Here is a 25,499-nt window from a genome sequence, read left to right on the forward strand (position 1 = left end):
AGATCCACGGTGGCGCTCGCAGGGACTGCGCGCGCATCGACGGCTGCTGCTGATCGCCATCACGGGGCGTCGCTGTGCCCCTGATGCAGCGCCTTCGCCGTGCCAGCCTCTGGCGCCTTCTCGCCTGCCTGCTGCTGCCGCTGCTGGCGGTGGTGACCGGCGTGGAGCTGTGGATGACGCGGCACGACGCGCTGGAGGCCGCCAACGCGGCGTACGACCGGTCGCTGCTGGGGGCGCTCAAATCCATCGATGCCAACATCTCCACCGCGTCCGGCGGCCTGTCGGCCGAGCTGCCCTACACCATGCTCGAATTCTTTGAGCTCACGGCCAGCGGGCGCGTGTACTTTCGTGTGGCATCGTCCGATGGGCTGGTGGAGCTGGGCAACGCCGACCTGCCCCTGCCGCCGGGCGCGCTGGAGACCGGCGTGCCGCGCTTTTACGACGCCACCTACTTCGGTGAGTCGGTGCGGCTGGCCGCGTACCGCCGCGCGGTGGACGGGCCTGCCGCAGCCACGGGCTCGAACCCCAGCGCGACCACCGCGTCGCCCCCTGAGTCCGCCAGCGTGCTGGTGCAGGTGGCCGAAAGCACGCAGTCGCGGCAGGACTTCACCCGCCGCTTCGTGCGACGCGCGGCGCTGCGCGACGGCCTGGTGCTGGCGCTGATGGTGCTGGGCACAGGGGCCACGCTGGCCCTGGCGCTGCGTCCCCTGGCCCGCCTGGCCCGCGAGGTCCAGGCCCGCAGCCCCGACGACATGACGCCCATCGCCGGCGATGACCTGCCCGCCGACATCCGCCCGCTGGTCACCGCCGTCAACGCGCAGATGGGCCGCACGCAAGGCCTGGTGGCGCAGCAGCGGCAGTTTCTGGACGACGCATCGCACCAGTTGCGCACGCACCTGACCACGCTGCAGATGCAGATCGACTACGCCCGCCGCGAGCCCGACGCGGCCCGGGTGCAAGACACGCTGGCGGCCCTGGGCAACGAGATCGCGCGCGCCACGCGCAGCACCCAGCAACTGCTCGCCCTGGGCCGCAGCGACACCGCCGCCGTGGACCTGGCCCCGTGCGACCTGGCCGCGCTGCTGCGCACCGTGGCGCTGGAGCTGCTGCCCCAGGCCCGCGCCAAGCAGATCGACTTCGGCATCCACACCGCCACGGCCGACATCTCCGCGGTGGCCGACAGCGGCCTGCTGCGCGAGGCGCTGACCAACCTGGCCGCGAACGCCATCGCCTACACCCCGCAGCGCGGCACCATCACGGTGTCGGCCGCCGGCGACAGCCTGGGCTGGAGCCTGAGCGTGGAAGACAACGGCCCCGGCCTGTCGCCCGAAGAGCGCGACGCGCTGGGCCACCGCTACCGGCGCGGCTCGCAGGCCGTGGCCGGCGGATCGGGCCTGGGGCTGGCCATCGCCCGCTCCATCGCCGAGCGCCACCGCGGCCGCCTGCGGCTGGAGGCGCGCAGCGACGGACCAGGCCTTTCGGCCATACTCTGGTGGCCACGTTCATGAAAGATATGGCCCCCACGCTCCCTACCCCGTCGGATTCGCTGCCCGCGAGGACGCCGTTTTCATCCTGGGGCGGGCCGAACCCGGGCGATACCACCGCGCTGCCGAGCCGCCGAAAGGTGCTGGTCGCAGCGCTGGCTGCGGGAGCAGGCGCCGTCGGTGCCGTGCCGGCCCTGGCGGCGGTGGCCGACGCCTCCACCGAGCCCGCCGAATGCATCGCCCCGTCACGCCCCGGCGGAGGGTTCGACCTGACCTGCGGCCTGGCCGGGCAGGCGCTGCAGGCCGTGCGGCCAACGCGCACGCCGCTGCGCACCCGCTACCTGCCCGGCGGCATCGGCGCGTTGGCGTTCGACCAGGTGGCCACCGGGCGGCTGGGCGGGCCCGGCACGCTGGTGGCTTTCTCCAGCGGGTCGCTGCTCAACATCGCGCAGGGCCGGTTCGGCCCGCACCCCGTCAGCGCCGTGCGCTGGATCGCCACGCTGGGCACCGACTACGGCGTGGTGGCGGTGCACCGCGATGCGCCCTACCAGCGCCTGCAGGACGTGGCCGCTGCGCTGCGCCGCGACACCAACCGCGTCGTGTTCGGCGCGGGCGGCACGCTGGGCAGCCAGGACTGGATCAAGGCCGCCCAGCTGGTGCGGTCTGCGGGGCAGGACCACAAGCGCATGCGCTTCGTGTCGTTCGAGGGCGGCGGCGAGGCGCTCAAGGCCCTGCGCGGCGGGCACATCGACGTCTTCACCGGCGACGCGGCCGAGGCCATGCAGGCCGCGGCACAGGGCGCACCGCTGCGCGTGCTGGCCGTGTTGTCGAAAGAGCGGCTGGCGGGCAACCTGTTGGGCCTGCCCACGGCCCGCGAGCAGGGCGTGGACCTGGTCTGGCCCACCGTCCGGGGCGTGTACATGGCCGCCAGCGCACCAGACGCCGCGGTGCGCGCCTGGACGGCGGCACTGCACGACGCCCTGGCCGCCCCGGGCTATGCCGCCCTGTGCGCCCAGTACGGGCTGTACCCCTTTGCGCTCACGGGCGCAGACCTCGAGGCCTTCGTGCAGCGCAGCCTGGCGGATTACCGGCGCCTGGCGGAGGACCTCGGCCTGCGGACCTGGGTGCGCTGACGCCGTGTAGCGGCGGCGGCGTGGCGCTGCGCAGCCGCAGCCCTGAAGGACTGCGCCTGCACGGCACTACAGGCTTTTCCTACCTGCCGCCTGGGCGCACCGGGCGAGGCTGCAAGCACAGACAGCCCCACGCACACGCCGACCACCGGAGACGCCCATGTCCGACCATCTGACGCCGGCCACCGAACTGGCCCGCCACGCCCACACCCCCTTCCCTGGCGCATCGCCGCAGTACGAGTCAGCGCGCCGCGCCCTGCTGGCCGACGAGATCGAATTGCGCCGGCACATGACGCGCGTGGCCGAGCAGCGGCGCGCCCTGCCACCCGGCCCGGTGATCCGCAAGGACTACCGCTTTAAGGACGAGCATGGGGCTGATCTGGGCCTGGCCGACCTGTTCGGCGACAAGACCGCCCTGATCACCTACTTCTGGATGTACGGGCCGCAGCGCGAGCGCCCCTGCCCCATGTGCACCAACTGGCTGGGCGCGGTCAACGGCAATGCCGCCGACGTGCAGCAGAAGGCGGCCCTGAAGGTGCTGGGCCGCTCACCGGTGGAGCGCCAGCTGGCGTTTGCGCAGGAGCGCGGCTGGCGGGACCTGCGCTTTGTACAGACCGTGGGAGACGACTACGCCCAGGACCTGGGGATCTTGCTGCCGGACGGCAGCGAGTACCCGGCGCTCATCGTGTTCCAGCGCACAGGCAGCGAGGTGCGCCTGTTCTGGGCCAGCGAAATGACGCGTGAGATGGCAGACCCCGGCCAGGACCCGCGCGACGCGCCGGACATCGCTGCGCTGTGGTCGCTGCTGGACCTGACGCCCGAAGGGCGCGGCACGGACTGGTACCCCAAGCTCAGCTACTAGCGAACTTGACTGCCTGCCCTCAGCCACCGTCCACCCGCCGTTCACCGGCCCCTCGCTTGCCACACCACCCCACCACCGGCACCGCACTAAGTCGCCGGAGCCCGCACCCGCCATGCCAAGAATTCGCTACCTGCCCCCCACCCTGGCAAGGCTCCACGGCCCGCCCGGCCGCCGCCGTGAACGACCGCGCGGCCAGGTACCGCAGTCGCACCTGGGCGCGGGCTGGTGGGCACCCCGCACCAGCCAGTTGGCACGGCACGCAGTGCATGCCGACGGGCTGCCCGCCAGCGCCTACTGGCCTGCGCCCCAAGGATGGCGGGGCCCTGCCCAGCCGCGGGTGGCCGCGACGGCCGGGCTGTTGCGGCAGGCCGCGCGCCAGGCACACCATCGGCATGTATCCACCCAGAGCCCGTCCTCCAGCCGGCCGGTGCGCGCCGCACTGCGCAGGCCCCGGGTCGGCTGAGCACAGCCTGCGATGGGGTGCAGGGTGGGCCTACCTTTCAAGCCACCACTGGATCACCACCTTGGCCAGGAAGCCGATGAAGCCCACGCCCAGCCCCAGGAAGAGCACGAAGGTGCCGAACCGGCCGGCCTTGGACTCCCACGCCAGCTGGCCGATGATGAACAGCATGTACGCGATGAACGCGCCCACGCCGTAGGTCAGAAAGAAGCCCGAGATCTGCGCCTCGGTGAAGCCGAAGATCACGGTGCCACCCCGCCGCCGCGTGTTGCACTGGGGGCGGCATCCCGCTCGGGCAGGCTCGACGCATCGACCAGGTCCCGGTACGCATGCCAGCTGGCGTGGCCCAGCATGGGCATCACCGCCACCAGGCCGAGCAGCAGCGAGCCCAGCCCCAGCAGCGTGAAGCCCAGGATCAGCGCCGCCCAGAACGCCATGGGCAGCGGGTTGCACAGCACGGCCTGCCAGCTGGTCAGCACCGCCTGCCGCAGCGTGGCGCGCCGGTCCAGCAGCAGCGGCATGGCGACCACGCTGGACGCGAAAATCGGCGCCGCCATCAGGCTGCCCAGCGCCAGCCAGATCTCGAACAGCCAGCCCTCGCGGGCCAGCACCACATGGCGCAGAAAGTCGAGCGGCGTGGCGATGGGCACCGGCGCCAGCAGCGTGATGAGCGCTGCCGACGTCATCACCCAGCCCGTGGCCGCCAGTGCCAGCAGCGCGCCGAACTGCAGCATGCACCAGTAGTCGCTGCCCCACTTGTTGACGTGGTGGTTCTGCCAGTGGAGCCAGGTCTTGAGCACCACGCCCCGGTCAGCGGGCTCGCCCCGCTCCAGAGCGCGGCTCAGCGCATACAGGCTGGTGGCCAGCACCGGCGCCACCACCAGAAAGCCCGACAGCGCCCCGGCCAGCAGCCAGAAGCGGTGGTGGCCCACCGCCAAGATCGCGGCGCCGAACAGTGCCAGCACCAGCCCATGCACAAAGCTCACCCAGCCCGCGCGGGCCATGTCGCGCCAGGCCAGCACCAGCCAGGTCATGGGCTGCATGAGCCCGATGGTGCGCACGGCAGGCAAGGCAGGCTGGTCAGGGGGGTTTCGCGGCATGGCCTGCAGTGTGGCCGGGCCGGTGACCGCGATCAAGGCGGCGGATACGGCGTCTGGCGTGTTCTTGACCTGGGACAAGAAAATGCCCCGTCGCGCGGGGCATGGTGCATTGACGGCGCAGCTACAGCGTCACGCCAGCAGCCGGCACAGTTCGGTCAGGCTGCTCACCGTGGCGTGCGGCGGCGTGTCGTAAGGCCAGGCGGCCTCGGCGGGGTTGAGCCACACGGCCTGCATGCCGGCATCCATGGCGCCGCGGGCGTCCAGCGTGGCGTCGTCGCCCACGTGCAGCACCTCGTGCGGCTGCACCTGCACGGCCTTCGCAGCCGCCTGGAAGATGCGTGCATCGGGTTTGGCCACACCCAGCACCGACGCGCTCAGGCTGTCCTTGAAGTAATGGCCGATGCCCACCTTGTGGATGTCGGCATTGCCGTTGGACACCGCCACCACCGGGTAGCGCGACGACAGGAAGGCCAGCGTCTCGTGCGCATCGTCGAACAGCGTCACGCGCTGGCGCTCGGCAAAGAACAGATCGAACGCAGGCTCGGCCAGTGCGCCATCGTCGCCCGCCTGGGTCAGTGCCAGGCGGATGGATTCGCGGCGCAGCGCGCTCAGGTCGTGCTGCAGGTCGGGCCGCAGGTTCACCATCTGGTTGCGGATGGCGCGCAGCGCCTCGGTGCTCTGAAACAGGCGCGCCGTGGCGGGCGCGTGCTCGGTCATCCACTGCAGCAGCACGGCTTCGGCCCGCTCGATGGTGGGCCAGATGGGCCACAGCGTGTCGTCCAGGTCGATGGTGATGGCGCGGATGCGGGGGATGTCCAGGGAGGGAGTCAGCACGGGGGCGCACCTGCAGAAAATCAGCGTGGGTGGAGGGCCCGGCGGGGGCCGGACTGCGATGGCACAGCATAACGCAGCGATTTGCTGCGGCGGATGGACTGCGCGGTGCGAGGCCTCGACCAGCTCAGCCCGAACGGCATGGGGTGAACGGTATGGGGCGGTGGTACGGACAGGCTGGTACCGGGTAGGCGGTATGCCATCGAATGACGGACCGCCAATCCCGATCACACGCCCAGTGACGAACCCCGCACGATCAGCGTGCCCGGCAGCAGGTTCTCACGCACGGCGCCCTGCAGCCCGCCAATGCGCTCCAGCAGGCACTGGGCGGCGCGCTGGCCGATGGCGTCGGTCGGCTGGGCCACGGTGCTCAACCCCGGGCGAATCAGCGGCGCCCATTCGGGGTCGTCGAAACCCACAAAGCCCAGCTCCTGCCCGAAGGTCCATTGCAGCCTTGCCACCGCCGCCGCCACGCGCAACGTGACGACCGAGTTGCCGGCCACCACGGCGCAGCGCCCCTTTGCAACGTTTGCAACGTTTGCACCGGCACGTTCGCGAAAGTCCGCCAGCGCCCGGGCCAGGGCGTCCTCGCCCTGCTGCGCGTCGATCTCCAGCACCTCGCCCCGCACCTTTGGACCCTGCGCCGAAATGCACGCCCGAAACGCCGCGGTGCGCTCCAGCCGCGAGCTCACGCCCTGCAGGGGCTGGGTGACATACAGCAGGCTCTGCCAGCCCTGCGCCACGAGGTGCGCGCAGGTTTCGCGCATGGCCGCTTCATTGTCCAGCGCCACAAAATCCGCGTCGAGGCCCGCGTGCCGGCGGTCCACCAGCACCGCGGGCTTGCCGTGCAGCGTGTTCACGTCGGCCAGGCCCTCGCCCTGCCCCAGCGTGTTGAGGATGAATCCGTCCACCTGGTAGCTCGCCAGCGCATCGATGGCCGCGCGCTCGCGTTCGCGGTCGTTGCCCAGGTTGAACAGCATCACCAGGTAGCCTGCATCCTGGCACGCCTTTTCGGCGCCGCGCAGCACGGCCACCGAGTAGGGGTTGGTGATGTCGGCCACCACCAGGCCGATCAGGCGCGAGCGGCCGTGGCTGAGCGCCTGGGCCATGGGGCTGGGCACGTAGGCCAGCTTGGCGATGGCGGCCTCGACGCGGGCTGCGATGTCGGGGCTGAGCAGGCGCTCGCGGTGGTTGAAGTAGCGCGACACCGTGGCCTTGGACACGCCGGCCTCGGCCGCGACATCGGCGATGGTGGGGCGGGCGCGGGGCGTGCCGGGTGTCGCGGATGGTGCGGGTGTCGGTGAGGTCATGCTTGCGCGGCGTTATACACGGTGGCGGGCCGCTCACCGGCCAGCGCCTGCAGCAAGCTGGTGGTGGCCAGCACGGCCATGGCGTGCCGCGTGCCGTGCGTGGCCGAGCCGATGTGCGGCAGCGGCGTCACCCGCGGGTGGGTGCGCAGGGGCGAGTCGAGCGGCAGCGGCTCGGTGGCAAACACATCCAGGCCCGCTGCGCGCAGCGTGCCGTGGTCGAGAGCGTGCAGCAGGTCCTGCTCCACCACCGTGGCGCCGCGCCCGCCGTTGATGAAGATGGCGCCGGGCTTCATGGCGGCAAAGACGTCGGCGTTGACCAGGCCCCGCGTGCTGCCAGACAGCGGCAGCATGGCCACCACAAAGTCGGACTGCGCCAGCAGCTCGGCCAGCGGCAAGTGCGCAGCCTTGCCCACCAGTTCAGGCGCCGTGGCGGCCAGGTCCACCGGCCGGCGCGCGTGGTAGACCACGGGCATGCCAAAGCCCAGCGCCGCACGGCGCGCGATGGCCTGGCCGATGCGGCCAAAGCCCAGCAACCCTAGCGTCTTGCCATGCACATCGCTGCCGAACAGGTCTTCGCCGATGTTCTTCGTCCAGCGTCCCTCGCGCACCAGTTGCGCCAGTTCCACCACGCGGCGGCTGGTGGCCATGAGCAGGGCGAACATGGTGTCGGCCACGGTTTCGTCCAGCACGCCGGGCGTGTGGCACAGCACGATGCCGCGTGCCTGCAGTGCGCCGAGCGCGTAGTTGTCCACGCCCACCGACACGCTGGAGACCACCTCCAGCCGGGGCGCCCGCGCCAGCAGCGCGGCATCGACGGGGTAGCTCGACCCGATGAGCCCCTGCGCCTGGCCCAGCGCTGCGTCGAACAGTGCACGCTCTTCGGGCTTGCGCGGGTTGGCCACCGTCACGTCGTGCAGGGCCTGCAGGCGTGCCAACTGGTCGGGCGGCAGTTCACGAAAGACCAGCACCTTCTTGCGCTCAGGCCTGCCCTGCACCGCCGATGCAGGCGCGTTCACAGGCCGGCCTCCTGCAGCTGCGCCCGCGTGGGCAGGCCTTCGGTGTCGCCCAGCACCTGCACTGCCCGCGCGCCAATCCAGGCGCCGCGGCGCACGGCCGCGGGCACGGGCAAGCCTTCGAGCAGTGCGCTGATGACGCCCACCGCAAAGCCATCGCCCGCGCCCACGGTGTCCACCACCTGGGCCACGGGCACGCCGGGCACGCGGCCGGTGCCGGCCACGTCGCTGTCGTAGTAGGCGCCCTCGGGCCCGAGCTTCACGACCACCAGCCTCGCGCCGCGCTCGCGGTAGAAGCGCGCCACACCTTCGGGCGTGGTTTCGCCGGTCAGGAACACGCCCTCTTCCAGGCCCGGCAGCACCCAGTCGGCATAGCCTGCCAGGGTGTTGATCCAGTGGCGCATGGCCTCGGGCGATGCCCAGAGCGTGGGGCGCAGGTTGGGGTCGAACGAGATGGTGCGGCCCGCGGCGCGCGTGACCTCCAGCGTGCGGATGGCCGCCTGCAGGCTGGTGTCCGAGATGGCCGCGAACACGCCCGTGGCGTGCAGGTGGCGCGCAGACCGCAGCCAGGGCTCGTCCACATCGGCCGGCCCCATCTGGCTGGCGGCCGAGCCCTTGCGGTGGTATTCGACCTGCGGGTCGCGCCCGTCGGTCACGCGTTCCTTGAACTGAAAGCCCGTGCGCTGGGCCGCATCGCACACCACGTGCGAGCAGTCGATGCCTTCGCCGTGCATGGCAGCCAGCAGCGCGCGGCCCATGGAATCGGTGCCCAGGCGGCTGGCCCAGCCCACCTTCAGGCCCAGGCGCGCCAGGCCAATGGCCACGTTGGTCTCGGCCCCCGCGGTGCGCTTGTGAAAGCCCGTGGCGTTCTCCAGCGGTCCGGGTTCGTTGGCCACCAGCAGCAGCATGGCCTCGCCGAACAGCGCCACGTCGAATGCGGTGTTACCGGATTTGGAAACAGCGTCGCTCATGCAGCACCTCGCACGGCACGGATGAAGTCCACCTGCTCGCGCGTGACGGCCACCAGGTCGTCGCCCACCAGCGGGTATTCGATGGCATGCGGCGCATCGGCCGGCAGCGCGCGCAGCACGGCGCGCCAGGGCGCCACCGACTCGGCCAACGGCACCGCGATCCACTTGGCCGGCAGGCGCTGCACGCCCTTGCAGTGCACGTAGCGCACATGGGGCGCCAGGGCCTGCGCGGCCTGCAGCGGGCATTCGCCCTGCCAGTGCCAGTTGCCCATGTCGAAGGTCATGCCCAGGTCGAGCCCGGCCTGCGCCTGCGCGGCAAAGAACGCCTGCAGGGCGGCCAGGGTGCCGGCCGTGGCGGTCTGGTCGTTCTCGATGACCAGCTCCACCTGCGGGGCCGCTGCCAGCAGCGCCTTCAGCTGCTGCAGCGATGTCTGAGATGTCTGCAAGCTCGCACCAAAGCCGCCGATGGACATCTTGAGCCGTGGCGCCTGCAGCACCTTCGATGCATGCATGCCGCGCTGCAGGGCTGCCTCGTCGAGCAGCCCGTCGTGGGTCCACAGCCCTTCGGGGCTGGAGTACACCGCGGCCCGGCCGGCCAGCGCGGGCAGCTCGGTGGCGGCATCGCGCAGCAGCTCGCCGCGCACTTCCACGCCGTCGGCGCCCGCCTGGCGGGCCAGGTCGGTGCACCACAGCTGGCCGTGGCGCCCGGTTTCGGCGGCGCCGAAGGAGGACAGGGAAATCAATACCTTCATGGGTGTTCTTTCAAGCCCGTGGATCGGGCTTTCACAGGGCTTGGCGTCTGTCGGGACTTGCGCCACCAACGCTCAGCCCATTCAGTGGGCGTTGTGCGAGCTCAATATCTGGCCCAGGAACTGGCGGGTCTTCTCATGCTGCGGCTGGCCGAAGAACTGCGCAGGCGAGGCCTGCTCCAGAATTTTTCCTTCGGCCATGAAGATCACGCGGTCGGCCACGCTGCGCGCAAAGCCCATCTCGTGCGTCACACACAGCATGGTCATGCCGTCCTCGGCCAGGCCGATCATGGTGTCCAGCACTTCCTTGACCATCTCCGGGTCCAGCGCCGACGTGGGCTCGTCGAACAGCATCACCTTGGGGGCCATGCACAGCGCGCGGGCAATGGCCACGCGCTGCTGCTGCCCGCCCGACAACTGGCTGGGGTGTTTGTGCGCCTGCTCGGGGATGCGCACCCGCGTGAGGTACTTCATGGCGACCTCTTCCGCTTCCGCCTTGCCCATGCCGCGCGAGCGCATGGGCGCCAGCGTGCAGTTCTCGAGGATGGTGAGGTGCGGGAACAGGTTGAACTGCTGGAACACCATGCCCACCTCGGCACGCACCGCGTCCACGTTCTTGCCGCCAGCGGTCAGCTCGATGCCGTCGACCACGATGCGGCCCTTTTGCACCGTCTCCAGCCGGTTGATGCAGCGGATCAGCGTGGACTTGCCCGAGCCCGACGGCCCGCAGATCACGATGCGCTCGCCGGCGCGCACCGACAGGTCGATGTCGGTCAGCACCTGAAAGCTGTCGTACCACTTGTTGACACCCTCCATCGTGATGATGGGGGGTGCACCGGCGGTGGTCGTCGTCGTGGCTGCGTCCGTCATTGTCAAAGGCTCCTGGGGTGGCTGGGGCTCACGCTCAAGCGATATGGATTACTGAAGCTTGGGCAGATCCGCGCCCAGCCACTTCTGATACAGCTTGTTCAGCTCGCCATTGGCCGTGTTGCGCGCCACGAAGTCGTTCACGGCCTTGGTCAGTTCGTCCTGGCCGGGGCGCAGGGCGATGCCCATGGCCTGCTGCAGCAGGTTGAACTTGTTCTCGAAGGTGTTGGCGGGCACGCGCTTGGCGATCTGTGCTGCCACGGTGACCGAGCAGCCGATGGCATCGACCTGGCCGGAGATCAGCGCCTGCATGGCCGATGCGTCGTCGTCGAAGCGGCGGATCTCTGTGCCCTCGGGCGCGGCCTTGGTCACGGCCACATCCTGCGTGCTGGCACGGGCCACGCCCACGCGCACGCCCTTCAGGTCCGCCGCGCTCTTGATGGCGCTGCCGGTCTTGCCGTACAGCACGATGGTGGCGGCCGCATACGGCTGCGAGAACTGCACCTGCTTGGCCCGCTCGGGCGTGATGGCGAGCGACGCCACCAGCACGTCGACCTTGTTGGTCAGCAAAAACGGAATGCGGTTGGGGCCGGTGACGGGCACGATGTTGGCTTTGACGCCCAGCTCCTTGGCCAGCAGCTTGGCCACGTCGGCGTCGTAGCCGTCAGGCTGGTTCTGCGCGTTGGTCGTGCCGTAGGGCGGAAAGTCCACCAGCATGCCGATGGTGAGCTCACCCTTTTTCTTGATGTCGGCCACGGACTGTGCCGAGGCCGGTGGCGCAAACGCCGTGAGCGCGGCGCCCAGGCCCAGTGCGGCCAAGGCGGTGGTGACGGTGCGGCGGTGCAGAGAAAAGGTCATGGCATGTCTCCTGGTAGTGGTTATGAACGAGAGATAAAAAAGCAATGTATGAACGAAGGCGCTGTTGGCGTTGGCGGCGCTGCCGTCAGCGCGCCAGCGCCCGGGCCCGCTTGCGCTCCATGCGCGCCGCCAGCAGCGACAGCGGCCAGCAGATCACGAAGTACAGCGCCGCCACGGTCGTGAACACATGCAGCGGCTGAAAGGTCGCGTTGTTGATGATCTGCCCGGCCCGCGTGATCTCGGTGAAACCGATGATGGCGGCCAGCGATGTCCCCTTGATGATCTGCACCGTGTAGCCCACGGTGGGCGGCAGCGCGATCTTGAAAGCCTGCGGCAGCACCACGAAGCGCATGCGGTTGATGTAGCTCAGGTTCAGGGCCTGCGCGGCCTCCCACTGGCCGCGCGGCACCGCTTCGATGCAGCCGCGCCAGATCTCGGCCAGGAACGCCGCGCTGTTGAGCACCAGCGCCACACCCGCCGCCACCCAGGGGTTGATGTCCAGGCCCAGCACCGGAGCGCCGAAGAAGATCAAAAACAGCTGCAGCAGCAGCGGCGTGCCCTGAAACACCTGGATGAACACCCGCGACGCATTGCGCGCCACGGCGTTTTCAGACGTGCGCGACAGCGCCACCACCAGGCCCAGCAGCGCGCCGCCCACGAACGCGATGGCCGACAGCGCCAGCGTCCACTGCGCGGCCTGCACGATGAAGAGGAATTCGGAGAGTCCGAAGGTACGCATGACTTGATTTCCTCAGCGACGGTCGGGGTAGTTGAGCGCGCGCTGGTAGATCAGCTTGAACAGCGCCGAGAACGACAGCGCCAGCGCCAGGTAGATCACCGCCACCACGATGTAGATCTCGAAGCTGCGAAACGTCTGCGACTGCAGGTTGGCCGCCACCGACGTCAGGTCGTCCGCCGAGATCACCGACACCACGGCCGAGCTGAGCATCAGCAGGATGAACTGGCTGGTGAGCGCGGGGTAGATGGCCTTGAGCGCGGGCTTCAAGATGACGAAGCGAAAGATCTCCCACGGCTTCAGGTTGAGCGCCTTGCCCGCCTCGATCTGCCCCTTGGGGATGGACTCGATGCCCGCCCGCACGATCTCTGCCGCGTACGCGCCCAGGTTGACCACCATCGCGGTCAGCGCCGCCGTGTAGGGCGACCAGCGCAGGCCGATGGACGGCAGTGCGAAGAAGAAGAAAAACAGCTGCACGATGAACGGCGTGTTGCGGATGACCTCGATGTACGCGTTGATCAAAAACCGCAGCCATGCGGGCCCGCCCGTCTTGCCCCAGGCGCAGAACACGGCCACCACCAGCCCCAGCACCGTGGCGGTGAGCGACAGCTGCACGGTGATCCACGTGCCTTTGAGCAGCAGCGGCCATGCGGCAAAAACGGCGTCGAACTGGAACTGGTAATTCACGGCGTGGGTGGTTCGGATGGAATGCGCAGAGTTTATGAAACCGGTTTCATAGCCGCATCGGGGATTACCCGACTGCCGTCAAAACGGCCCCTGCGATGACGCCGAAGCCCTGTTCGACACCAGGCACCACGCGTGGGCGAAAATGCCGCATGCCCTCCTTCCGCCCCGAACCCCCTTACACCCACGGCCAGGCCGAGCGAACCGCAGTGCTGCTGTGCAACCTGGGCACGCCCGACGCAGCCACCGCGCCCGCCGTGCGGCGCTACCTGGCGCAGTTCCTGGGCGACCACCGCGTGGTGGAGATCCCCAGGCTGGCGTGGCTGCCCATCCTGCACGGCATCATCCTGCGCACCCGCCCCGCCAAGTCGGCCGCCAAGTACGCCAGCATCTGGACGGCCGAAGGCTCGCCCCTGGCGGTGTGGACGGCCAGGCAGGCCACGCTGCTGCGCGGCTGGCTGGGCGAGGCCGGGCACGCGGTGCTGGTGCGCCACGCCATGCGCTACGGCAACCCCTCCATCGACAGCCAGCTCGACGCCTTGAAGGCCGAAGGCGCCACGCGCATCCTGATCCTGCCGCTGTACCCGCAGTATTCGGGCACCACCACGGCCAGCCTGTTCGACGCGGTGTACGCCTGGGCCGCACGCACCCGCCACGTGCCCGAACTGCGCTTCGTCAACCGCTACCACGACGCCCCCGGCTACATCGACGCGCTGGCCCGCACCATCGAAACCCACTGGAAACACCACGGCCAGCCCGACCAGCTGGTGATGAGCTTTCATGGCGTGCCCGAGCGCACCCTGCACCTGGGCGACCCCTACCACTGCGAGGCGCGCAAGACCGGCCGCCTGCTGGCCGAGCGCCTGGGCCTGCGCGAAGAGCGCTACCGCATCACCTTCCAGTCGCGCTTTGGCAAGGCCAAGTGGCTGGAGCCCTACACCCAGCCCACCATCGAGGCGCTGGGCAAGGCCGGCACGCGGCGGGTGGACGTGGTGTGCCCGGGCTTTACCAGCGACTGCCTGGAGACGCTGGAAGAAATCAACATGGAAGTGCGCGAGGCTTTCCTGCACGCGGGTGGCCAGGAGTTTCACTACATCCCGTGCCTGAACGACAACAACCACTGGATCACCGCCCTGTCGCGCATCGCGCAGCAGCACCTGGCCGGCTGGCCCACCGAGATACCTGGCGCTGCCGCCCTGGCCGACGCCAAAAGCCGTGCGCTGGCCGGTGGCGCCCCTGCGGGCCAGTGCCCGGTGGCGCGCGGCTGAGGCCCAGGCCCGCACACGGTCTGGTCGCGGCCCGCTCAGACCAGCGCCCAGCCCGCCCTTCGGATTACTATTATTTTGATAGCTGCTGCCGCTCTACCATCCAGCGGTAGGCAGCTATTTGACTTCATAACCCAAAGCAGGCACCGTGTGACGCACCCGCCTGCCGCCCGCCAGCCCCCATGCCCGCCTTGCCCCTTGCTCCCCACCAGCTGCGGCTGACCATCGACCCCGCCACCCTCGGCTTTGCCAGCACCGCCGAGCTGCAGGACCTGCCCCTGCCCTGGATCGGCCAGGAGCGCGCCCACGCCGCCGCGCAGTTTGGCCTGAATATGCTGCAGCCCGACTACCACCTGTTCGTGCTGGGCGAAGTGGGCAGCGGCCGCGCGTCGCTGCTGCGCCAGGCCATGCAGACGGCCGCCGCCGCACGGCCCGTGCCACCCGACCTGTGCTACCTGCACAACTTCGACCAGCCCGACCGCCCCCGCGCCCTGCGCCTGCCGCCCGGCCAGGGCCGCGTGCTGCGCCAACGCATGGCCGACATGGGCAAGAACCTGCAGGCCGACATCCCGCGCCGCCTGGCCAGTCCCGACTTCAAGGCCGACGCCGAACGCATCGAGCAGGCCTGGCAAGAGCAGGAGCGCAGCGCGTTCGCCACGCTCGACGCCTTTGCCGAAGCCCGCCAGGTGCGCCTGTCGCGCGAGAACGGGCAGATGGTGTTCACCCTCATCGGCCCCGGCGGCCTGCCGCTGTCCGAAGCCGAAGCCCGCACCCTGCCCCGCGAGCGCCGCGCCGAGATCGACACCGCCGAACACGCGCTGCGCGCCGAGATCACCCGCTTCATCGAGACCACCCGCCCGCTGGAGCGCGCCCGCGACGAGACCCTGGCCCAGCTGCGCCGCCAGACCGTGCAGCCGCTGGTGCAGCACGCACTGCACGACATCCGCCAGGGCCTGAGCGAGCCCATCATCAAGGACGCCGTGAAGCTCGGCCAGTGGCTGGACCAGGTGGAGCACGCCGTGCTGCAGAACATCGACCTCTTCGAGAGCGGCGACGACAGCGATGCTGGCGACGATCGCAATGACCGGAACGGCAACGACGGCAACAGCAGCAGCAACACCAACGACGACGCCGAGCAGGACCGCCAGGACGCGCTCGACGACCTGCTGGCGCGCTGCAGCGTGAACCTGGTGGTGGACCACCACGGCCAGACCACCGCCCCTGTGCTGGTGGAAGACCACCCCACCCTGCGCAGCCTGTTCGGCGGCATCGAGCACGGCAGCGATTCCGACACCGTGCAGGCCGACCATGCCGCTATCCACGCGGGCAGCCTGCTCAAGGCCCATGGCGGCTTCATCTTGCTGCACTTGTACGACCTGGCCGCCGAAGAAGGCCTGTGGGCGCGCCTGCGCCGCTTTCTGCGCTGCGGCCGGCTGCAGATCGACGAGGGCAGCCCCGGCACCCACGCGGGTGGCGGTGGCGGTAGCGGCGGTGCTGCCGCGGCCCTGCAGCCCGAGCCCGTGGATGTGGACGTCAAGATCGTGCTCATCGGGTCGGTGGACGAGTACTACGCCATGCAGGAGTCCGACCCCGACGCCGCACGCCGCTTTCGCGCCAAGGTGGACTTTGCCGAGCGCTTTGCCGCCACGCCCGCCACGCGCCAGGCCACCGCGATCTTCGTGGCGCACAGCTGCCAGCGGCGCGGCCTGCCCCACTTTGCGGCCGGCGCCGTGGCCCTGCTGCTGGAGCAGACCCACCGCGACGCCGACGACCAGGGCCGCCAGAGCGCACTGTTCGCCCACACCGAGGCATTGCTCATCGAAAGCGCCGCGCTGTGCCGCGCCCGCGGTGGCGCGCTGGTGGAGGCGCCCGACGTCGCGGCCGCGCTGGCCGCCCAGCGCCTGCGCCACAACTACCCCGAAGAGCAGCTGCACGAATCCATCACCGAGGGCGAGCGCCTGATCACCCTGCAGGGCGCCGTCACCGGCCAGATCAACGCCATGACGCAGATCGACCTGGGCGACTACCGGTTCGGCTTTCCGGTGCGCATCACCGCGCGCACCTTTGCCGGGCAAGAGGGCCTGCTCAACATCGAGCGCGAGGTCGACATGTCCGGCCCCATCCACGACAAGGGCGTGCTCATCCTGCACAGCTACCTGACCGCGTTGTTCAGCCACGTGGCGCCGCTGGCGCTCAATGCGTCCATCGTGTTCGAGCAGGAATACAGCGGCGTGGAGGGCGACTCCGCATCGTGCGCCGAGCTGTACGCCCTGCTGTCCAGCCTGTCGGGCCTGCCCCTGCACCAGGGCATCGCCGTGACCGGTGCGCTCAACCAGCACGGCGAGGTGCTGCCCGTGGGCGGCATCAACGAAAAGATCGAAGGCTGGTTCCAGGCCTGCGTGGCCGCCGGCCTGGACGGCACCCAGGGCGTGCTGATCCCCAGCCGCAACCGCCGCCACCTGATGCTGGACCGCAGCGTGCTCGACGCCGTGGAGCGCGGCCTGTTCAGCGTGTACACCATGGGGCATGTGAGCGAGGGCATTGCGTTGCTGACCGGCGAGGCATCGGGGATGAGCCCGGCGGAGTTGCTGAACCCCGTGGCCGATGCCCGTGAGAATGCCCGTGAGAATGCCGCCCATGCGCCCCATGCTGCGGGCGCTGCGGGCATTGCGGATGTGCAGGCGACGGCCGTGGAAGCCACGGTGCTGCAGCGGGCCGAGCAGACGCTGCGGGCGTACCGGCGGGCGTGCCAGACTGCGGGGTACACCCGGCGGGCAAGGGGCCAGGGACGGTGAAAGGATGCCCGGCGTGTGCGATAAAGTCGTCACTCGACCTTCCCGATACGCCATGAGACCCACACCCCTCGACGCCCCAGCGCGGGACACCGCGCGTGAGCAGGAGCGCATCTACGTCCTCGAGTGCACGCAGCTTCTGGACACGGAAGACAGCGAGACATTCGATCGCATCACCCGGCTGGCAACGCATGTGTTCGACGCGCCCATCGCCCTGGTGTCCCTGGTGCATCAAGACCGCCAGTGGTTCAAGTCACGCTGCGGGTTCGACCTGAGAGAGACGGACCGAGACTCCGCGTTCTGCGACCGCACCATCGAGCTGGGCAGCGTGCTGGTGGTGGAGGACACGACCCAGGACGCGCGCTTTCACGACAACCCGCTCGTCGTGGGCCGCCACGCCATCCGCTTTTACGCCGGGGCGCCCCTGGTGCTGAACTCCGGCCACGCCCTGGGCAGCCTGTGCATTCTCGACCGGCGGCCCCGCACCTTCGACCGTGCGCAGCGCCAGCGGTTGGCAGAGATGGCCGCCATGGTCGTCACGCAGATCGAGCTGCACCAGCGCGCGGGTCGCGTCAACGAAGTGACCCGGCTGCCCAACCGCGCACAGCTGGTGGACGACCTGGAGCACCTGTGCCGGGACTACCCCGGGCAGCAGCGCGTGCTGATGCTGGTGGACGTGATTGGGCAGGCAGCACTGCACGCCGCCGTGCGGGCCATGGGCATCGAGCCCCTGGAGCATGCCCTGCGCAACATCGCGGCACGCCTGGCCGCTGCGCTGCCGCCCGGCACCATGCTCCACCACGTCAGCGAAACCCGGTTCTCGATCCTGCTCGGCGCCGGGCCGCGCGAGTCCAGCGAGCGCGCCGCCATCGACCTGCTCAACCACATGCGGGAGCGGTTTGACAACGGGGGCGTGTCCATCGAGCTGCGCGTGCAGGCGGGCCTGGTCGAGTTCGACCTCAACGCCGCCAGCGCAGCCGACGCCCTGCGCAAAGCCAGCTCGGCCATGCACGAGGCCGCGTCCAGCGAGCAAAGCCACATGTGGCACGACCCGTGTTTCGACACCGCACACCGGCGCGCCTTCAATCTGGCCCGGGGCGTCTCGGCCGGGTTGGTGCGCGGCGAATTCCGGCTGGTCTACCAGCCCAAGCTCAACCTCTCCCTGGGCGCCTTCTCTGGCGTGGAAGCCTTGGCGCGCTGGACCCACCCCCGGTACGGTGTCGTGCCCCCGGGCGACTTCGTGCCGCTGGTCGAAGAAACCGCCCTGATCCACGAGTTCACCGAATGGGTCTTGAACACCGCCCTGGCGCAGCTGGCCCTGTGGGAGCGCAGCGGCATCTCGCTGACGATGGCAGTGAACGTCTCGTCGAAGAACCTGGAGCGGCCCGGGTTCGTGGACTTTGTCCGCGAGACCTGCGCACGCCACGGAGTCTCGCCGACGCATCTGCACATCGAATGCACCGAGAACGCGATCATGACCAGCCAGGCGACGCTGGACGCCCTGGGGCACCTGAAGGCCCTGGGAATCCAGATTTCGCTGGACGACTTCGGCACGGGCTACTCCAACCTGGCGTGCCTGTTCGATTTGCCCGTGGGCATGTTGAAGCTGGACCAGTCGCTGGTCATGCCGATCGAGACCAGCCCGAGGGCGCTGAAGCTGGTGCGATCGCTGATAGACCTGGGCCACTCGATGGGCTACCGCATGCTGGCGGAGGGCGTCGAGACACAAGGCGTCCTCGACCTGCTGGTGGCGGCCGGGTGCGACGCCATCCAGGGCTACTTCCTGTCCAAGCCATTGGAGGCAGACAGCATCCCCACGTTTCTCGGCACCCACCGCGTGGGCGACCTGCTCCAAGCCGCCGGCAGCTCACCCCGATCTCCGCTCCCCAACACCTGATCGCCCAGGGCCGGCGCAGCCCGGCCGCCTGCGCAAGGGCTTCGGCAAGGCGCCCGGTTCAGACCCACTGATCGTTGGCCACGGTGCGTGCCCCCGGCGCGCCGTCGCCCGTGTTCACCACGCCCCGCGGCTCGATCAGCAGCATCTTCACTTCGGCATCTGCGGAGGGCTGGTGCTCCACGCCCCTGGGCACCACCGCCATCTGCCCCGCGCGCAGCACGATGACCGCTTCGCCGCCCGCACACTCGCCATCGCCAGCGTCAGCGCCACCACGGATCGCGATCTTCAACTCGCCCTCCAGCACGACGAATGTCTCGTCGGTGTCGGCATGCACGTGCCACGGAAACTCGCCCTGCACCTTCACCACCTTGAACTGGTAGTCGTTCATCTCTGCGACGACGCGCGGCTGCCAGTGGCCATCGATGCGGTCGATCTTCCGGATCAGGTCAATCGCCTGGCTTTGACCGCGCCCGGCCGGAGCCGCCGCGGGGTTGAGGGGCATGGACATGGGTCGCTCCTTCCTTGGAAAAAGAAGCCGAATCTACGCAGCGTTGTTCACCCTGTATTGAACGTTCGTGGCTCGCCCCTTCATCCATCCATCCATTCGTTCATTCATCCATTCATCCATCCCTACGCTGCCCGTCCGCCGGAGGCCATGCGCAGCCACCGACCCGGGGTCAGCCCGAAGGTCTTGGTGAAGTGGCGGGTCATGTGGCTCTGGTCGGAAAACCCGGCGGTCGCGGCAGCGTCGGCTAGCGACGCCCCGCCCATCAACATGCGGCGCACCACGTCGAGCCGCCGCATGGTCTGAAAGCGATACGGGCTCGTGCCGAAGAAGATGCGAAAGTCGCTCGACAGACTCCACCGGTCACGGCCCGTGGCTGCCTCCAGCTCGTCCAGCGCAATGACCCGGGCCTGGTGGGCGTGCAGGTAGTCGTAGGCACGCTGCGCGGCAAGAAAGTCGCCCTGGGGCAGCCGCGCAGGGCCGCCGGCCACGGCTTGCAGCGCATGCGCCAGCTCGGCCACGGCATGGCTGTGTTCCAGCGGCTCCGGCACCGTGTCGATGTGCCGCAGCAGGTGGCGGGTGGCCAACGCCAGGCGCGGGTCGGTGGTCACGCCCCCTTCGATGAACGGCAACGCACGCCCCTGAAGCACCGCCTGGATGAGCGCGGGCTCCACATAGACCATGCGGTACTGAAAGCCCTCGTCGGTACCGGCCTGACCATCGTGGACCTCATCGGGGTGCAACACCATCGTGTGGCCCGGCAGGCTGTCGCGCCGGCTGTGGCGGTAGTTGAAGCTTTGGACACCTGCCAGCGTGCTGCCGATCGCGTAGGTGTCGTGGCGGTGCATGGCATAGGCCTTGCCATGAAAGCGCGCCTCGATGCGCTTCATGCCGTCGATGGGTTCCGCGTGCCTGACCCATTCAAGGGGTGCGGGTGCTGGGGGCCGGCTCATCACGGCATTGTAGGCAGGGCATGGGGGCAGCGATGTCGACAAGCCAACGCGTACCGAGCAAGGTGAAGGGCGACACCCGCGCACAGTCGTGCATGCACGCATGCAGAGTCGCCCACCGAGCTTGAACCGGTAGATCGGTACCGCCACGCCACAGGCCGGTTCACCCCTGGCATTCGACACGAGACGGCTGCCAGCAGTGCACGACGACCACACCCTGCACCCGCTGTGCGTTCTGCTCTGCTCGGTCTGGTGCCGCGTGTGGCCGCGTGTGAAGCCCCGAAGGCTGGTGGCGCCCTTCATAATCCAGCGCCGCCCCCGCCCGTTAGAGATGCCGACTTTTGATGATCATCATGGATAAATTCTTGCTGCAGCAGCAGGTACTGGAACGCCTCGCCGAAGACCTGCTGCAAGCCGAGGAGGCCGTGCGGGCGGCCCATGAAACCGCGACCCACGAAGAGAACATCGCCGAAAACAAGTACGACACACTGGGCCTGGAAGCCGCCTACCTGGCCACCGGCCAGGCCCGCCGCGCCGAAGCCATCCGCCAGGCGATGGCCCATTGGCGCCAGTTCCGCCCGCACCCTTACGATGCCAGCAAAGGGATACAGCTGGGTGCGCTGGTCTGCCTGGTCGATGCTGATGACCAGCAGCAGCAGCTAATCTTTCTGGGCCCGCAGGGCGGCAGCATGAAGCTGGCCAGCGGCGGTCACACCGTGCAGGTGATCAGCAGCGATGCCCCGTTGGGCAGGGCCGTGCTGGGTAAATGCGAGGGGGATGAAGTGTGGATACAGGTTGCAGGAATCCGGCAGGAGTTTGAGGTGCTGCGGGTTGATTGAGTGGACGGCAAGTTCACGCCTAGTTCTTCAGCGACTACTTACCTTGGTTGGTATGGGAGCGTGAATTCAGCCACCTCTAGAAAAAGCAGCAACCCCTTGATCGGACTTAAGCGCGCGAACTGAATATCGACCGCGACGATGACTGCAATGCAGCGATTGCTGACGGAGATGTCGCAATCTTGAAGTCACAGTCATGGCCACACAGCGGTCATCCATGCGCCGGTGGCACCTTAGAGAAATGAGGGACTTTTAACCTTGATGCGCTGCCCCGTCAGGGTCCTCTTCCAGCCAACGCATCGGTACGAGCTTGATGCCTTCACGCCACTCTTTCAGGCCCACAACCCCTTCACTGTCGCCCCACACGTCGCGCGACGCATGGTCCAGTACGATGACCTGCAGCTTGCCCTCGGCTTTCGTCACAACCTTGCCCAGGACCTCAAAGACCTTGCGCACTGCGTCGATATCCTCGTCGCGCAGGCGCAGCTCCTGATCCCCTTCATCCGGACGTCGCACCAAGTTCTTTGGGAAGTAAACCTGGCTGGGCTGATCCAGCACTAGGAAGCCTGGCACCGGGCTCTGATTCTGGGACAGGTAGAACTGATGCAGCGCCAGCAGCATGGCAAGGTGGTAGGAAAGCCAGTTAGAACCGCTGCCAATTTCCGACAGGTAATCGTCACGATCCGCGCCGCGGACTTTGATCGTCAGGTCGCTGATTTCCAGCGAGATCGGGTCGTCAGGGTTTTCGACGTCCAGGGATGGCAGGAGTCGACCGGCATGGCCATTTACGGCATTCAGGGCGCGGCGCTTGCGGGCGTCTACCTCCTGAGCTTTCAACTCGGCCTCCAACGCTTGCACGATGTCGTGCAGCTTTGCCACCTCGTCCACCAAGCCGCTGTCGCTGCCCAGTCGCCTGTGCAGATCCAACGCAGCTTCCAAATTCCCGACAAAGCGCTCGCCTTTTTTCGCTGCGAACTGGCGCTCACTGGCTTCCTTTGATCGGCCGGACAATGCCCGCTTGCGAAGCTGAACTGAGCGAAGGCGTTCTGTTGTCACGCCAACCTCGGTCGTCACACGATGCAATTCCCGATCGAAGGCCGCAGGTACCTCCTTGTCCACGCCGGCCTCAGCCTCAACTTCTTCAAGCCGGGCGGACAGCACTTCGAGCTTTGTGCGGGCCGACGCCGTGTGGCTGCCACACATGGGGCAGTCAGCCTGATCGTCGGTATGGCCGATCAACCAACTGGACAGCTGTAGGCGGCCCCGCTGCAAGCCGATGGCGGCGTCGTACTGGTTGCCACCCTCGCGCATTCGGTTCATCTCTTCCAGCCGGTGCCGCAGCGTAGTCAGCTCGCGCGATACCTCCCGCTCCTCCGCCTCTAGGCCGTTGAGTTCGCTCAGTGCTTCGGAAATCGTCGTAGTGCTGACAGTGATCGTCAGATCCGTGCGGGCGACAACCTCTTCTAGCAACTCGATCATCTGGCTCCGCGTCAGCTGCTGCTCCGGCTTAGGAGTCAGGCCCAACTCCTGCGCCTCGCTGAACTTGGCGGTGAGATCGGCCAGCCAGCGCGCCGATACCTCCTGGGCTTCCTTGAGTTCGCGCTCCTTGCGCCTCAACTCCGACCTCGCGCGCTGCAGCTCGAACTGCCTAGCCATCAACCCTGGTGTCACTGCCCCCAACACGTAAGGGAAGATCTTGCGCAGCTTCTCGCGGTGCTCGTAGGTGTTGGTCTTGAAGAACAACACATCAGGGTTGGCAATTATGTTCTGCGGCTGAAAAGTGAATGCAGCCAGGTCCCGAAAACTCGGACGTCCGTCGAAGCCGGTCGATTCCTCGCCGCCCGAAAAGTCCAGCTTTGAGAGACCTGCCAGGTCGTCAAGCAGACGCTTCACCGCATCGGCATTTGTGTTCCTCACGATGCGGTGCGGCACGTCTACTATGGTGCTTGCTTCCATCAGGAACATGTCGTCGGTGCTTCGCTGCGCCCCGGGTTCCCGACGCGCCAGCAGTTTGTCGCCTTGGGCGGTCGCAACGATCACACCGAACCATTCGCAGTGCTTGCGGATGGTGTTGACAGGGATGGAGCAGGTGCTGGAGCCAAGGCAATAATCAATGATGGGGATGACTGCTGACTTGCCGGTACGCGAGGCCCCGCTGATCACATTGACCTTGCCTAAGGCAAACTGCAGCCGACGCGGTTTGAAGGCCGAATTACGGGGCCAAAGCAGAATCGCACGGATCTGGAAAAACATCAGAGCCTCACCTTCAATGTTGTCGCAATCTCATGCAGGGTCAGTGACCCGCACCACGCGCCGAGCTTTTCCGCGTTGCTCATCAGCTGCTTTACTTCATCGGTCAGCCCGCGAGCCTTGGTCTTGGACAAGGGTATGACCTCGCCGGTATCGGTCAGATGGATCAAGTGCCCCGCCGCCGCCAGTTCGATCGATTGCAGCGTCAGGGTTCTCCAGCGCAGCGCTCGATCATGGATCTGCAGGAGCAGGTCTTGCTTGGAGACGGTGGTGTCGCCGAATTTGGCCGCGAAGGCTCGAAGTCCCGAACTCGGCCGGGTACGGCGCAGCAGTTCGGCGGTAGCTTGGTGCAACACGATTGGCAACACTACAAACAATGTGGGCAGGGCGGGCGCGTCGTTCGTCGGGTGTGTCGTCCCATAGGCACAGCAAAAGCGCCAAAGGATGGCCGCGCCAAGTGCGGGGTTCTGTACGTTCTGCGCTTCTCTGGCCAGCATCGTCATGCCGCCTTCTTAGGTCTGAGCTGAGCTGCGAACTCAGGATGCCAGCCGATCAACAGGTCATCAGCCAAGCGGTGCAGGCAGCCCGGGATGAAGTGGTCAGGTGTCTCCTTCTGCTGCACAGCTACGGTGAGGTCCATGCAATCGGCATATAGCGCTAAGCCCTGCGCATCAAGGCATTTGTCACCATGGGCAACCTTGCAGGCAAGCCGCCTATTCTTCCACCTGCGCTTGAGGTTGACGTCAAGTTCGTCGAATGACGTTGGGTCCACGTCTCCGCTGGCGGCCCAAGCCGTGCGGTCCGCAGCTGCCATGAGGTAGTCACTCACTGCCTCGAGCTTGTCCTCAAAAGGCAAACCGATCATGTCAAGCTGTTGAACGAACACCCTGGGAAGATAGACTTCGGTTTCTTTATCGCTGGGCCGCTTTGCATGACTTTGCAGCACCGTGTCTCGGTCGATCTTCTGGACGTAAGCGGTGTACCACGTGTGGAACTCGTCGCTCGTGACTATGGCCGGCTTACCCACCTCTAAGAGCTCGTCAATGCGATTCTTAACGACGCCACTCATGTGGTCAGCGATGTCACGAATGCGGCTATGCGAGATCGGGTGTGTCTTGAGAATGGCTATGACGTCGGCCTGTGGGCTCCCCGAGGCGCACGTCAGGGTGAAGTTTTTGATCACCCGCGTCACCAACTCTGGGTCGGCGCCAAAGACTTTGCCAACGTAGTGCGTGATCTCAGTCGCGACAGCGCTACGCAGGGGGTATTTCGGCGCCTCGCCCCACAGCATAGTGCGCGCCATCAGGATGGCGGCCTGGGAGGCGTCCAACGTTGTAGCAGCAGAAAAGGCATCGACCAGTGTCCCCGACACGGGGCGCGACACATACATCTCGAACACCGTACGGTCCGGATCGCAGCCGCCCTCCTCCGCCAACGTGATCCAGTTCGACAAAGTCTTCCAAAGCGATTTGGCTCGATCTGCTACAGGGTTGGCCGTGCGAGCGCTCTTGCTCTGTCCGAGCTTGACACTCTCGGTATCTTCCTGCGCGACGTCGTCCAAATACTCCATGCTGCAGGCGCTACCTGGAGGAGCCCGAAACAGTAGTTGCACGAGACGCGTGTACTGAAGCCCGATACCCAACGCCTGACCAGGAACTTCGGTCTTACGCCGCGGTCGAGAGTTTCCTCTCCCCGTCGTTTTCGACATTGCCCCCCCCCTAATTTGATGCCTACACAATCTTACATGCGCTGCAATAAAGTCTCAAAAGATATTGAGCTGCATGAGACGGCACGGTGCGAGAGCGCCCGGAATGTCAAGCGCCCTGGGGGCTGGCTAACTTAACAATACTGACAGCGGATGGGCGTCGCGAGCTCAGACCAAAGGAGAAGGAATGGCGACGGTCATCAAACACGCATGGGAAAGCCTGTCGAATACGCTACGGCTAGTC

Annotated in this window: 24 protein-coding genes; 8 read left to right on the forward strand and 16 right to left on the reverse strand. The window is 67.7% G+C overall.

Translation table 11 applies throughout. From position 1 onward, the window contains the following. Window positions 1–83 precede the first annotated feature (83 nt). From ASG27_RS16815 to ASG27_RS26830, 4 genes are all read left to right on the forward strand, one after another. Window positions 84–1,508, forward strand: a complete 1,425-nt coding sequence (locus tag ASG27_RS16815) for a sensor histidine kinase (protein ID WP_056418701.1) — start codon at window positions 84–86, stop codon at window positions 1,506–1,508. 5 nt (window positions 1,509–1,513) lie between these two features. Beyond that, entirely contained in the window at window positions 1,514–2,617 is a 1,104-nt protein-coding gene (locus tag ASG27_RS16820) for a Bug family tripartite tricarboxylate transporter substrate binding protein (protein ID WP_082486016.1), read from the forward strand. A gap of 157 nt (window positions 2,618–2,774) precedes the next feature. Continuing rightward, a complete protein-coding gene (locus ASG27_RS16825; protein ID WP_056418704.1) occupies window positions 2,775–3,476 on the forward strand; it encodes a DUF899 family protein in 702 nt (233 codons plus the stop codon). Window positions 3,477–3,588: 112 nt separating this feature from the next. Further along, window positions 3,589–3,939: a hypothetical protein gene (locus ASG27_RS26830; RefSeq protein ID WP_156371529.1), complete on the forward strand. Its 351-nt coding sequence runs from the start codon at window positions 3,589–3,591 to the stop codon at window positions 3,937–3,939. 30 nt (window positions 3,940–3,969) lie between these two features. On the opposite strand, the gene ASG27_RS16830 is transcribed toward ASG27_RS26830, so the two are convergent. The 11 genes from ASG27_RS16830 to ASG27_RS16880 all read right to left on the reverse strand — a co-directional run bounded on the left by ASG27_RS16830 (window position 3,970) and on the right by ASG27_RS16880 (window position 13,058). Then, the gene (locus ASG27_RS16830) at window positions 3,970–4,182 is read right to left on the reverse strand and encodes a DUF2788 domain-containing protein (protein WP_007859622.1); all 213 of its coding nucleotides are present in this window, start codon (window positions 4,180–4,182) and stop codon (window positions 3,970–3,972) included. Further along, on the reverse strand, window positions 4,179–5,036 hold the full coding sequence (locus ASG27_RS16835) for a DUF2189 domain-containing protein (RefSeq protein WP_056419154.1): 858 nt from the start codon (window positions 5,034–5,036) through the stop codon (window positions 4,179–4,181). Before ASG27_RS16835 ends, ASG27_RS16830 begins: the two co-directional genes overlap by 4 nt. A 129-nt stretch (window positions 5,037–5,165) precedes the next feature. Then, complete coding sequence (locus ASG27_RS16840) at window positions 5,166–5,870, reverse strand: HAD family hydrolase (protein ID WP_156370798.1); 705 nt, start codon at window positions 5,868–5,870, stop codon at window positions 5,166–5,168. Between the two features lie 224 nt (window positions 5,871–6,094). After that, complete coding sequence (locus ASG27_RS16845) at window positions 6,095–7,177, reverse strand: LacI family DNA-binding transcriptional regulator (RefSeq protein ID WP_056418707.1); 1,083 nt, start codon at window positions 7,175–7,177, stop codon at window positions 6,095–6,097. Continuing rightward, window positions 7,174–8,193, reverse strand: a complete 1,020-nt coding sequence (locus tag ASG27_RS16850; protein WP_082486017.1) for a 2-hydroxyacid dehydrogenase — start codon at window positions 8,191–8,193, stop codon at window positions 7,174–7,176. Before ASG27_RS16850 ends, ASG27_RS16845 begins: the two co-directional genes overlap by 4 nt. Then, window positions 8,190–9,161 (reverse strand): sugar kinase, encoded by a 972-nt coding sequence (locus ASG27_RS16855; protein ID WP_056418711.1) that lies wholly within the window; start codon window positions 9,159–9,161, stop codon window positions 8,190–8,192. Before ASG27_RS16855 ends, ASG27_RS16850 begins: the two co-directional genes overlap by 4 nt. Continuing rightward, entirely contained in the window at window positions 9,158–9,913 is a 756-nt protein-coding gene (locus tag ASG27_RS16860) for a sugar phosphate isomerase/epimerase family protein (RefSeq protein ID WP_056418715.1), read from the reverse strand. The genes ASG27_RS16855 and ASG27_RS16860 overlap by 4 nt, the downstream gene beginning before the upstream one ends. Window positions 9,914–9,994: 81 nt before the next feature. Beyond that, the gene (locus tag ASG27_RS16865; protein ID WP_056418719.1) at window positions 9,995–10,780 is read right to left on the reverse strand and encodes an amino acid ABC transporter ATP-binding protein; all 786 of its coding nucleotides are present in this window, start codon (window positions 10,778–10,780) and stop codon (window positions 9,995–9,997) included. A gap of 48 nt (window positions 10,781–10,828) precedes the next feature. Beyond that, window positions 10,829–11,635, reverse strand: a complete 807-nt coding sequence (locus ASG27_RS16870) for a transporter substrate-binding domain-containing protein (protein WP_056418722.1) — start codon at window positions 11,633–11,635, stop codon at window positions 10,829–10,831. Window positions 11,636–11,720: 85 nt separating this feature from the next. Then, a complete protein-coding gene (locus ASG27_RS16875; RefSeq protein ID WP_056169818.1) occupies window positions 11,721–12,374 on the reverse strand; it encodes an amino acid ABC transporter permease in 654 nt (217 codons plus the stop codon). A 12-nt stretch (window positions 12,375–12,386) separates the two neighbouring features. Next, window positions 12,387–13,058 (reverse strand): amino acid ABC transporter permease, encoded by a 672-nt coding sequence (locus ASG27_RS16880; RefSeq protein WP_056418724.1) that lies wholly within the window; start codon window positions 13,056–13,058, stop codon window positions 12,387–12,389. 149 nt (window positions 13,059–13,207) lie between these two features. On the opposite strand from ASG27_RS16880, the gene hemH reads away from it, so the two are divergent. The 3 genes from hemH to ASG27_RS16895 all read left to right on the forward strand — a co-directional run bounded on the left by hemH (window position 13,208) and on the right by ASG27_RS16895 (window position 19,009). Continuing rightward, window positions 13,208–14,323 carry a ferrochelatase gene (gene hemH, locus ASG27_RS16885; RefSeq protein ID WP_056418726.1) on the forward strand — a complete coding sequence of 372 codons (1,116 nt, stop codon included), beginning with the start codon at window positions 13,208–13,210 and terminating at the stop codon, window positions 14,321–14,323. A gap of 179 nt (window positions 14,324–14,502) precedes the next feature. Further along, window positions 14,503–17,115 carry a Lon protease family protein gene (locus ASG27_RS16890; RefSeq protein ID WP_056418728.1) on the forward strand — a complete coding sequence of 871 codons (2,613 nt, stop codon included), beginning with the start codon at window positions 14,503–14,505 and terminating at the stop codon, window positions 17,113–17,115. Between the two features lie 52 nt (window positions 17,116–17,167). After that, window positions 17,168–19,009, forward strand: a complete 1,842-nt coding sequence (locus tag ASG27_RS16895) for a putative bifunctional diguanylate cyclase/phosphodiesterase (RefSeq protein ID WP_082486018.1) — start codon at window positions 17,168–17,170, stop codon at window positions 19,007–19,009. A gap of 58 nt (window positions 19,010–19,067) precedes the next feature. On the opposite strand, the gene ASG27_RS16900 is transcribed toward ASG27_RS16895, so the two are convergent. Further along, the gene (locus ASG27_RS16900; protein ID WP_156370800.1) at window positions 19,068–19,517 is read right to left on the reverse strand and encodes a cupin domain-containing protein; all 450 of its coding nucleotides are present in this window, start codon (window positions 19,515–19,517) and stop codon (window positions 19,068–19,070) included. Between the two features lie 122 nt (window positions 19,518–19,639). Then, a complete protein-coding gene (locus ASG27_RS16905; protein ID WP_056418730.1) occupies window positions 19,640–20,467 on the reverse strand; it encodes an AraC family transcriptional regulator in 828 nt (275 codons plus the stop codon). A 350-nt stretch (window positions 20,468–20,817) separates the two neighbouring features. Between ASG27_RS16905 and ASG27_RS16910 the strand changes: the two genes are divergently transcribed. Next, window positions 20,818–21,303: a GreA/GreB family elongation factor gene (locus ASG27_RS16910; protein WP_056419166.1), complete on the forward strand. Its 486-nt coding sequence runs from the start codon at window positions 20,818–20,820 to the stop codon at window positions 21,301–21,303. Window positions 21,304–21,552: 249 nt separating this feature from the next. Here ASG27_RS16910 and ASG27_RS16915 read toward each other — a convergent pair whose 3' ends face one another. From ASG27_RS16915 to ASG27_RS16925, 3 genes are read right to left on the reverse strand one after another with little or no spacing between them, the layout of a single operon-like run. Further along, entirely contained in the window at window positions 21,553–23,553 is a 2,001-nt protein-coding gene (locus tag ASG27_RS16915; RefSeq protein WP_056418732.1) for a DUF3732 domain-containing protein, read from the reverse strand. Continuing rightward, entirely contained in the window at window positions 23,553–24,053 is a 501-nt protein-coding gene (locus ASG27_RS16920) for a three component ABC system middle component (RefSeq protein WP_200912441.1), read from the reverse strand. The genes ASG27_RS16915 and ASG27_RS16920 overlap by 1 nt, the downstream gene beginning before the upstream one ends. Further along, the gene (locus ASG27_RS16925; protein ID WP_235504067.1) at window positions 24,050–25,120 is read right to left on the reverse strand and encodes an ABC-three component system protein; all 1,071 of its coding nucleotides are present in this window, start codon (window positions 25,118–25,120) and stop codon (window positions 24,050–24,052) included. The genes ASG27_RS16920 and ASG27_RS16925 overlap by 4 nt, the downstream gene beginning before the upstream one ends. Window positions 25,121–25,499: the final 379 nt, after the last annotated feature.

The sequence above is a fragment of the Acidovorax sp. Leaf191 genome (genome assembly GCF_001424425.1).
In the GTDB taxonomy this organism is placed as follows: domain Bacteria; phylum Pseudomonadota; class Gammaproteobacteria; order Burkholderiales; family Burkholderiaceae_C; genus Acidovorax.